Source organism: Rubrivirga sp. (assembly GCF_049648075.1).
Lineage (GTDB): Bacteria > Bacteroidota > Rhodothermia > Rhodothermales > Rubricoccaceae > Rubrivirga.
On record NZ_JBARYR010000145.1, the window covers coordinates 1 to 9,827 of the forward strand.

9 protein-coding genes are annotated in these 9,827 nt (G+C 68.3%); 6 read left to right on the forward strand and 3 right to left on the reverse strand.

Annotation, left to right across the window (positions count from 1 at the left end):
* The coding region (locus WBA11_RS04045) for a hypothetical protein (protein WP_424519442.1) at window positions 1-212 on the reverse strand (212 nt) is incomplete at its 3' end.
* A gap of 99 nt (window positions 213-311) precedes the next feature.
* Here WBA11_RS04045 and bshA point away from each other — a divergent pair.
* The 4 genes from bshA (at window position 312) to WBA11_RS04065 (ending at window position 5,620) form a co-directional block, all read left to right on the forward strand.
* Window positions 312-1,493 (forward strand): N-acetyl-alpha-D-glucosaminyl L-malate synthase BshA, encoded by a 1,182-nt coding sequence (gene bshA, locus WBA11_RS04050; RefSeq protein WP_424519443.1) that lies wholly within the window; start codon window positions 312-314, stop codon window positions 1,491-1,493.
* 166 nt (window positions 1,494-1,659) lie between these two features.
* Window positions 1,660-1,998 carry a septal ring lytic transglycosylase RlpA family protein gene (locus WBA11_RS04055; RefSeq protein WP_424519450.1) on the forward strand — a complete coding sequence of 113 codons (339 nt, stop codon included), beginning with the start codon at window positions 1,660-1,662 and terminating at the stop codon, window positions 1,996-1,998.
* A 397-nt stretch (window positions 1,999-2,395) separates the two neighbouring features.
* A complete protein-coding gene (locus WBA11_RS04060) occupies window positions 2,396-3,523 on the forward strand; it encodes a hypothetical protein (RefSeq protein WP_424519444.1) in 1,128 nt (375 codons plus the stop codon).
* A 429-nt stretch (window positions 3,524-3,952) separates the two neighbouring features.
* On the forward strand, window positions 3,953-5,620 hold the full coding sequence (locus tag WBA11_RS04065) for an AbgT family transporter (protein ID WP_424519445.1): 1,668 nt from the start codon (window positions 3,953-3,955) through the stop codon (window positions 5,618-5,620).
* A gap of 324 nt (window positions 5,621-5,944) precedes the next feature.
* Here WBA11_RS04065 and WBA11_RS04070 read toward each other — a convergent pair whose 3' ends face one another.
* Window positions 5,945-6,601: an MBL fold metallo-hydrolase gene (locus tag WBA11_RS04070; protein ID WP_424519446.1), complete on the reverse strand. Its 657-nt coding sequence runs from the start codon at window positions 6,599-6,601 to the stop codon at window positions 5,945-5,947.
* A gap of 307 nt (window positions 6,602-6,908) precedes the next feature.
* Here WBA11_RS04070 and WBA11_RS04075 point away from each other — a divergent pair, with 307 nt between their 5' ends.
* Window positions 6,909-8,177: a DEAD/DEAH box helicase gene (locus WBA11_RS04075; protein ID WP_424519447.1), complete on the forward strand. Its 1,269-nt coding sequence runs from the start codon at window positions 6,909-6,911 to the stop codon at window positions 8,175-8,177.
* A gap of 104 nt (window positions 8,178-8,281) precedes the next feature.
* Here WBA11_RS04075 and WBA11_RS04080 read toward each other — a convergent pair whose 3' ends face one another.
* Window positions 8,282-8,434 (reverse strand): hypothetical protein, encoded by a 153-nt coding sequence (locus WBA11_RS04080; RefSeq protein ID WP_424519448.1) that lies wholly within the window; start codon window positions 8,432-8,434, stop codon window positions 8,282-8,284.
* A gap of 92 nt (window positions 8,435-8,526) precedes the next feature.
* Between WBA11_RS04080 and WBA11_RS04085 the strand changes: the two genes are divergently transcribed.
* A partial coding sequence (locus WBA11_RS04085) for an LptF/LptG family permease (RefSeq protein ID WP_424519449.1) occupies window positions 8,527-9,827 on the forward strand: 1,301 nt, incomplete at its 3' end.

Sequence of the window (9,827 nt, forward strand, 5' to 3'; positions counted from 1 at the left end):
GGCTCGGTCGTGCCCAACCGGTAGCCGGCCACGTTGACGTCGGCGTGGAAGCGCAGACCGCGGCCGAGTCCGCGCTGGATCGTCCCTTCCCCTGCTGCGATGGCGCCCGCCAGCTTCTCGAGCGACGGGCGGAGCGCGGGCACCCACTTCATCAGCCGGACCGCCAACCGGACAACGGGTGTCGGGACGAGCTGCGCGAGACGAGAGATCATGATCGGGGGACTATCGCGCGGCCATGGTAAGGTCCACGCCCGACGCGTGATCGTTCTATGCACGCGGACCCCGTCACACCATGCCGCGTTGGGCGCCCTATGACCATTGGAATCACTTGTTACCCCACCTTCGGAGGCTCGGGCGTCGTCGCGACCGAACTGGGCAAGGCGCTGGCCCGCCGCGGCCACACGGTCCACTTTATCGCCTATGCGCTTCCGCTCCGGCTGGAGCACATGGTCGAAAACGTGTTCTTCCACGAGGTCCGCGTCAACACGTACCCGCTGTTCGAGTACCCGCCGTACGCGCTGGCGCTGGCCTCGAAGATGATCGACGTGGCCCAGCACGAAGGCCTCGACCTCCTCCACGTCCACTACGCGATCCCCCACGCCACGAGCGCCGTCCTGGCCCGAGACATCCTGCGCAGCAAGGGCATCGACATCCCCGTCGTGACAACGCTGCACGGGACCGACATCACGTTGGTGGGCAAGGACCCCGGCTTCAAGCCCGTCGTGGAGCACGCCATCGACACGTCGGACGGCGTGACGGCGGTGAGCGACTGGCTCCGGCGCGAGACGTTCGACTCGTTCGACGTGACCAGCGAGATCGAGGTCATCCCCAACTTCGTCGACACGGAGCGGTTCACCCGTCAGCCGAAAGACCACTTCAAGCGCGCGGTCGCGCCGGACGGCGAGCGCCTGATCGCGCACGTCTCCAACTTCCGCAAGGTCAAGCGGGCCGTCGACGCCGTCGAGGTGTTCGCGCGGCTCCACGCGGCCGGCGCCTGGCCCCGAGAGCACGCGCGTCACGGCGAGCCCGGTGGCGTCAAGCTGCTCATGGTCGGCGACGGCCCCGACCGAGCGGCGGCCGAGTCCAAGGCACGGGAGGCGGGCGTCTGGAACGAGGTCCGGTTTATCGGCAAGCAAGAGCCCGTCGAGGAGATCCTGTCCATCGCCGACCTGTTTCTGATGCCGTCGGCGTCGGAGACGTTTGGCCTGGCCGCCCTCGAGGCGATGGCGTGCGGCGTGCCCATCGTGTCGAGCGACGTCGGCGGATTGCCCGAGGTCAACATCGAGGGCGAGACCGGCTTCCTGCGGCCCGTCGGCGACCTCGAGGGCATGACCCAGGCCGCCCAGACGATCATGACCCAGCCCGACCTCCATGCCCGAATGGCCGCCGCGGCCCGGGCCGTCGCCGTGGACCGCTACGACATCGACACGATCGTACCCCGGTATGAGGAGCTCTACGCCCGCGTGATGGCGCCGGCGGCTCCCGTCGCATAGCGGTCGCGTCCTCGAGGACGCGAACGCGGGTCTGTGGTAGACTCAGGCCGTGCGCGTGCTCGTCCTCGCTCTCCTGGTCTCTACGCCGGCCCTAGCTCAAGACGCGGTCGCCGTGGTGTGGTCGCCGGTCCCCGGCGTCGTCGTCGCGGCGGCGGACTCGTCCTCGATCGACGCCTTCCTCGAGGGCGCGCCCCTCGAGGGCACCGCGCGGGGCGTCGTGATCGCGACCGGCCAAGCGAGCTTCTACGGCGAACGCTTCCGGGGCCGACGCACGGCGAACGGTGAGCGGTTCAATCCCGACGCGATGACGGCGGCGCACCGGACGCTCCCCTTCGGCACGCGGCTGCGGGTCACGAACACGAGGAACGGGCGGAGCGTGCTCGTCCGGGTCAACGACCGGGGTCCTTTCACGCGGGGCCGCGTCCTGGACCTCTCGCGGGCCGCCGCGCGCGAGATCGGGATGATCCGGTCGGGCACGGCGCGCGTGCGCATCGAGCGGCTGTAGTCGCCTCGAGGATGAGCGGTGACCTCGAGGACGAAGAGCAGGAGCGCGACGCTCTCAACAAGTCCCGCAGATTGGCGACGCCTTAAACCGAGTCATCCCCGCGAAGGCGGGGGTCCAGGACTCGAGCGACATAATGCTTGCCCTCTCTAGATTGGCTACGCCGTCGCTTCGCGGTCCCGCCTGCGCGGGAATGCCTACTGTTCGCTCTGCAACCATGAGATGGCTTGCGGCACGTGTCGACCCTACGAACTGGATGATCCGGTCGAGGACGGCGCGTGTGCGCATCGAGCGGTTGTGGCGACTTTGAGGACGAGCGACGACCTCGAGGACGGTCTGAACCACCCTCGAGGTCGGGAACTCCACCGTCGCCGCCCGTCCAGCCCCCAACCCCCAACCCGTGGAGCCCGTCCGCAACCTGATCTCGAAAAAGAAGCCAGCCTACCCGGTCACAGACTTCCTCGTAGAGTACCTCGAGGGCTACGGGCGGATCGCCGACGGCGGCGTGAGCTACGACGACCTAGCGCGCTACGTGGGGCAAGCGCCGCTCTACGACGAGTTGGGGGAGGACACGCTGTGGAGCACGGTCTACTTCGGGCCGTCCGAGCAGGCCGAGATCCACGACGCGCTTCGGACGACCTACGCGCTCCTGAAGTCGGCCGGCGACCGCTCGACCGTCGAGCACCTGTACATCGATCGCGTGGACCTGTGCCTCTACGGCAACACGCTCCCGTTCCGCGTGCGGATCGTGAACCGCTTGAACGAGAACTTCGACTACTTCTACATCAAGCGTGCCGACGCGAGCCGGATCTACGGCTTGGAGCTCGAGCACATCCTGTCGCCGTCCTCGATCAACTTCCTGGCCCGCGTCGACGGCCCGACGCTGCGCGAGCAGACGATCATCGAGGAGCACATCATCGGGCTCCCCGGCGACGCGTTCATCCGGGAACAGCTCCCTGTGGGCCGGTTCGACCAGGTCCGGCTGGCCAAGGAGTTCGTCAAGTTCAACGAGCGCTGCTTCGTGCGGCTCTTGGGCGACATGCACTCGGGAAACTGGGTCGTCGACGTGACGCCGGACTTCGAGAAGCTGCACTATCGGATGCGGGCGATCGACTTCGACCAGCAGAGCCACCACGCCCGCCGCAAGGTGTACCTCCCGCAGTTCTTCCCCGGCAACAACGCCGTGATCGCGTTCGGCTTGGAGCACCTGACCGAGCCGACCGTCGACCAGTACCAGCGCGAGGAGCGGGCGCTGATGGCGGGCCGCATCCGGGTCAACCGCCAGCGCTACGACGCCCTCATGGACGTGATGCGTGAGGACGTCATCGCGCCGCCGTCGTCGGTCGCGGCCCTCGGCGCGAGCCTGGCCGCCCACTACCGCGCGCCCGCCCTCGAGGACGCCGACACGATGGGCGAGCTGGTCAGCTTGTCGCTCGGGCTACTGCTCGAGCGGGCCGAGCCGGCGTCGCTCCGGCTCCTCGCGGGTGCAACAGCGGCCGAGGTGGCCGGCGACGTGCACGGGGCGTAGCTCGTCCTCGAGGGCGGAGACTCTGGCGTCGTCCCCGAGCACGCGGGGATCAGGAGTGCCGACCTCGAGGGCACGTCGTCCTCGAGGACGAGCCGGGCATGGCCATTCATCGAGACGCGACCGGGAGGTCTGGGAGCCGCGCACGCTCTGGATTGGCTGCGCCGTCCTCGAGGACTCGGGTCCCGCCTCCGCGGGAATGACTCGTGTGGGGGCGTGAGGCCACTACCTACCTCTGTCAGCGTGAAGGCGGGGATCCAGCGTGTCGTCCTCGAGGGTGGATTGGCCTCGGAGGCTGAGCACGTCCTGAACGGGCGGAGCCGGCCTCGAGAGCGAGCACGGGGTTCGACAGCAGGAGTCGAGACTCCGCCGGCTTGGTCCGCGGCCACAGGAGCGCCGGCCCGATATCTTCGCCGACCCGAGCCCTCGCCTATGTCCACCCCTCGCCCCGACGACGTTCCCCCCGGCGTCCCGCCCGCACCCGAAGAGTTTCCGCGACCCGCCGACGACGATCCGCCCTCGAGGACGGCTGATGCCCAGGGCACAGGTGCGTTTGCTCGGTTCCTGCGGGGCGTCGAGTGGCTGGGCAACCTGCTTCCCCACCCGGTCACGTTGTTCGCCCTGTTCGCTCTCGCGATCGTCGTGATCAGCGGGATCGCGGGGTGGTTCGATCTCGCCGTCCAAGACCCTCGGCCCGAGGGCGTACCCGGGCGAGCGGACGACGGGATGATCCGGGCCATCAGCCTGGTCTCGGGCGACGGGCTTCGGCTGATCGTCGAGAATCTGGTGACCAACTTTACCGGCTTCGTCCCGCTCGGGACAGTCCTGGTGGCCCTCTTGGGCGTCGGCGTGGCGGAGCACTCGGGGATGCTGACGGCGGCGATCCGTCTGCTTGTTCAGAAGGCGCCGGCCCGACTGATGACCCTCGCCATCGTGTTCGGTGGCGTCATCTCCAACACGGCGTCGGAGATGGGCTACGTGGTCTTGATCCCGCTCGCGGCCGTGATCTTTCACGCGCTCGGACGGCATCCGCTGGCCGGCATGGCGGCGGCGTTCGCAGGCGTCTCGGCCGGCTACTCGGCGAACCTGCTGATCGGGACCGTCGACCCGCTGCTGGCCGGGATCACGCAGGAGGCGGCCCAGCTCATCGACCCGGGGTACGAGGTCCACGCGGCGGTCAACTACTACTTCATGGCCGTGAGCACTTTCCTGATCGCGGGCGTCGGGACGTGGGTCACGCACCGGTTCGTCGAGCCGCAACTCGGGACGTACGACTCGTCGATCGCGAGCGAGGACCTGCCGCCGCCGCGCATGGACCCGCTAACGCCAACTGAGATCCGGGGGCTGAAGTGGGCGGCGTTCTCGGCGGTCGCTCTGTTCGCTTTGATCGCGCTGGCCGTCGTGCCCGAGGGCGGCGCGCTGCGCAACCCCGAGACCGGGGACGTGCTCCGAAGCCCGTTCCTGCGCGGCATCGTGGCGCTGATCTTCGTCGCATTCCTGGTCCCCGGCGTCGTCTACGGCTGGGTGACGGGGAGCATGAAGAGTGACCGCGACGTGGTCGCTGGAATGTCCCAGTCGATGTCAACACTCGGTCTCTACATCGTACTCGTGTTCTTCGCGGCCCAGTTCGTGGCCTTCTTCGGCTGGACCAACCTGGGCGCGATTCTGGCGGTGACGGGCGCGAGCGGCCTGGAGGCTGCCGGGTTGACGGGGCCGGCCGTGTTCATCCCGTTCATCCTGATGTGTTGCTTCGTCAACCTGATGCTGGGCTCGGCGAGCGCGCAGTGGGCCGTGACGGCGCCCATCTTCGTCCCGATGCTGATGCTGGTCGGGTTCTCGCCCGAGGTGATCCAAGCGGCCTACCGGATCGGCGACTCGACGACGAACATCATCACGCCGATGATGAGCTACTTCGGACTGATCCTGGCCTTTATCGTCAAGTACGACAAGCGCGCGGGCGTCGGGACCGTCGTGGCGATGATGCTGCCGTACACGATCTTTTTCCTGATCGGCTGGATCGCGCTGTTCTACCTGTGGGTGTTCGTGCTGGGCCTGCCGGTCGGGCCGGAGGCGCCGACGTACTACGTGCCCGGCGGGTAGCCGTCCTCGAGGACGAACGCACCCGAGCCGTCCCAGACCGGTGGTCACACGCCCGACCTCGAGGTCGCCAGGTTGAGTCCCCCCTCTCGAATGAGGAGGGGGACAGGGGGTGGTGAGCGTCCGTCCTCGAGATCGGTTCATCGAGGTCGACCCAGACGCCCCGCGGGGCGTCTCTACGTCGGTCGCGGCCTCGAGGTCGGGGACAGAAGATCGGCCTCGAGGTCGGACAGAGCACCATAGTGAGACGTGGCGCGGCGAGATCCCTCGACTCCGCTCGGGATGACGTTGACGGGAGATGGCGAATCGTGCGCAACCTCGAGGGCGTCACGCGGTCAGAAACGGGTTCGACTGACGCTCGGCGCCGACCGTCGTTGAGGGGCCGTGGCCGGAGTGGACGACGGTCTCGTCGGGCAACGTCAGGATCTCGCGACGGATCGAGTCGAGCAAGACATCCAGGTTGCCCTGCCACAAATCGGTCCGACCGATAGAGCCCTGGAACAGCACGTCGCCCCCGATCACCAACCCGTCGGATTCGGAGTAGAACGCGACCGATCCGGGCGAGTGGCCGGGGACGTGCCGGACCTCGAGGACGGCGTCGCCCAGCTCGATCTCGTCGCCGGCCGCCAGCGCGTGGGCCGGTGGTGGCGGCGCGTCGACGCGGACGCCGAACATCTCGCCCCGGACGACGGCGTGCTGCAAGAGGGGTTCGTCGGCCGGGTGGAGTTGCCAGCCGCCGTGGTCGGCGTCCTTCGAAAAACGCTCGGCAAAGTGGTAGCAACCGAAGACGTGGTCGAGGTGACCGTGCGTCAGAAGCAGGTGGCGGACGCGCAGGTCGGCGGCCTCGAGGTAGGCCTCGACGGCCTGTCGCTCCGCCCTCGAGGACGTTCCGGGGTCGATGATGGCGGCCTCGCCCTGGGACGAGAGCACGTAGGTGTTCTCCGCGAACGGGCTGACGACGAACGACTGGACGGTGAGGGGCATGGTGGGGTTGGGGGTTCGAGGTTCAGGGTTCGAGAAGTCGTGGCACCTCAACGGAGAATCGACCTCGAGGCTGGAGGTACGCCTCCGGTCGAACGTTCGGTGCCACCCCGCCGACCTCGAGGTCGAGGGCACTGGGACTCTCGCAGCATTCGAACCCTGAACCGAGAATGCCGAACCGGGTTCAGCATGGAGGCCATGCGGAGGCGATGCACGCCCTCGAGGCCGACCTTTCAGCTTCCCCCGTTGCCGCCGGCCGATGTGCCAGGCTGGAAGCGGACCCCTCGCTTCCGGCACCCGCCGCATCGACATGACGTTTGACTCCTTCGGCTTCGAGCCGTCCATTCTCAAGGGCGTAAAAGACGCCGGCTACACCACGCCGACGCCCGTCCAGGCCGCCACGCTCCCCATCGGCCTCAAGGGCATCGACGTCGTCGGCGTCGCGCAGACCGGCACCGGCAAGACGGCCGCGTTCGTCCTCCCGATCCTCGACTACCTGGTCAAGGAGCCGTCCCGCGGCAAGCGGCGCCCGATCCGGGCCTTGGTAGTCGCGCCGACGCGCGAGCTCGCCATCCAGGTGACCGAGGCGGCTGCGAAGTACGGCAAGCACACCGGGCTCCGCGTCGCGACGATCTACGGTGGCGTCGGCAAGGGCAAGCAGCGGACGGCGCTGCGCAACGGCGTCGACATCGTGGTCGCGACGCCGGGACGTCTGCTCGACTTCCTGGGCGAAGGCGCCTTGGACCTCGGCTTCGTCGACATCCTCGTCCTCGATGAGGCCGACCGGATGTTCGACATGGGCTTCGTCAAGGACGTCCGCCGGATCGTGGCCGCGGTCCCGGAGCAGCGCCAGACGATGCTGTTCTCGGCTACGATGCCCCCGCCAATCCAGGACTTGGCCAAGTCGATCCTGTACAAGCCCGAGACCGTCGAGGTCGGCGAGCGCCGCGACCCGGCGGCGACGGTGACACAGCGCGCGATCCGCATCGCCGAGGCGCAAAAGCAGGACCTACTCCACCACTTGATCGACACGGAGGACGTGGACCGGATGATCGTGTTCTCGCGGACCAAGTACCGCGCCGACCGCATCCGCAAAAAGCTCGACCGGGCCGGGTTCGACGCCATCGCGATCCACTCGAACCGGAGCCAGGGGCAACGCCAGCGCGCGCTCAAGGGCTTCGAGGCCGGCGAGTACCAGATCATGGTCGCGACCGACATCGCGGCGCGCGGCATCGACGTGCCGGGCGTTTCGCACGTCATCAACTTCGACACGCCGAACATCCCGGAGGACTACATCCACCGGATTGGCCGGACGGGCCGCGCGGAGAGCACCGGCGACGCGATCTCGTTCATCTCGGCGGCGGAGAACGCCAACCTCAAGGCCATCGAGAAGCACACGGGCCGCCAGATCAAGCAGGTCACCGTCGACGGCTTCGACGCGCCCACGATGGCGGAGGCGATGGCCAACCCGAAAAAGCGCTCGAACCCTCGAGGGCACAAGTCGAGGTCGAAGCAGAGCGGCGGCGACGGTCGCAAGGGGAACAGCCGCGGCGGCAACCGGAACTCGCGCCGCGGCTAGCGTCCTCGAGGACGCGGCTTGGTCTTTCCGTAGGGGCACACCGCTGGTGTGCCCGTGCCGACCTCGATGTGTAGCGCGGCCTCGAGGTCGAGGCACCACTCGATCTAGAGGTAGGTGCGACCCGGTGGGTCGCCCGCGACCTCGAGGACGAATCGAGCTATGAGGCGCAGGGGCAGACCGTATGGGTGCCCGCGTGCGCGGGGATGACTCGTCGTGGTGATGCGGAGTCGAGCGGCCTCGAGGGCGGCACGGGTCACGAGACTCGTCCTCGAGGACGGCTCCATACGAACACTCGAACTCGGAACACGGGTGCGCCGGGTGACGCGTTGGCCCGCTAGCTTCCCGACCGATGCTCACGCGCCTCCACCGCCAGATCCTCAAGAGCCTGCCGCTGCCGTTCGTGGCCGCGCTGGTGACGCTGCTCTTTCTGCTGCTGATGCAGTTCCTGATCACCTACCTGCCAGACTTGGTGGGCAAGGGCCTTCCCTTCTCGGCAATGGCGGAGTTGGTCGCGTACAGCCTCGCTTACATGCTGACGCTGGCCGTCCCGATGGCGTGGCTGATCGCCCTCCTAGCCGCATTCGGAAAGCTGGCCGAGAGCCGGGGCTACCTCGTCGCCAAGTCGGCGGGCGTGTCGCTGTTGCGGCTGGCGTGGCCGGCGATGATCGCGGGGCTGCTGTTGACCGGGGCGATGGCCGTCTTCAACAACCAGATGCTGCCCGAGGCCAACTACCGGATGAACGGGCTGTGGCGCGACATCCGGGTCAGCCGGCCCGGCTTCGCGCTCACGCCCGGCGAGTTCTTTACCGGCGTCGGCGGCTACGCCATCCGGGCCGATGACATCCCGCAGGACTCGGCCGGCCTCTTGGTGGGCGTGACGGTGTTCGAGAGCCGCAGCGCCGGCGGCGGCACGTCCGAGCTGACGGCCCAGCGCGCGCGCTTGCAATCGCAGTACGACGGGCAGCGCCTAACGCTTCTCCTCGAGGACGGCGAGATCCACCGCCGGACGCCGAACGCCCAGCGCGACCAGTACGAGCGGCTGACGTTCGACCGCTACCGGATGGCCCTGGACCTGTCCAGTTTGGGCGGCTTCGAGCGCCGGGACCGCGAGGGCGCCGGCCGTTCGGACCGGACCATGCGGACGTCGGACATGCTGGCCGTCGTGGACTCCCTCGACCGACGCGCCGACGACCAGGCCGAGGTGACCCGCGCCACCCTCGAGTCCGGCGGCGAGCGGCCCGAGATGGAGGTCGGGATCGTGACCTCGAGCCCGTCGCCCAACGACTCGCTCGGCGCTCCCATCATCGGGACGCACCGAGCCGCGCTCGTCGGCCTCGAGGACGCCGAGCGGCGAGCCGTCTACGACCTGGCTCTCCGTCGCACGCGTGCCGTCGCGGCGTCTGCGGAGACAGCATCGACGACCCTCAAGTACGACCGGCAGCGGGCGGATCGGTACCGTGTCGAGATCTACAAAAAGAACTCGATCGCCCTGGCGTGCCTGGTCTTCGTGTTGGTGGGCGTGCCGCTGGGGCTGGCCGTGCCCCGAGCGGGCGTTGGGTTGGTCGCGACGCTGGCCGTTTTCGTGTTCCTGTTCTACTGGATCACGCTCGTCCAGGGCGAAAAGCTGGCGGACCGTGGCCTGCTGCCTCC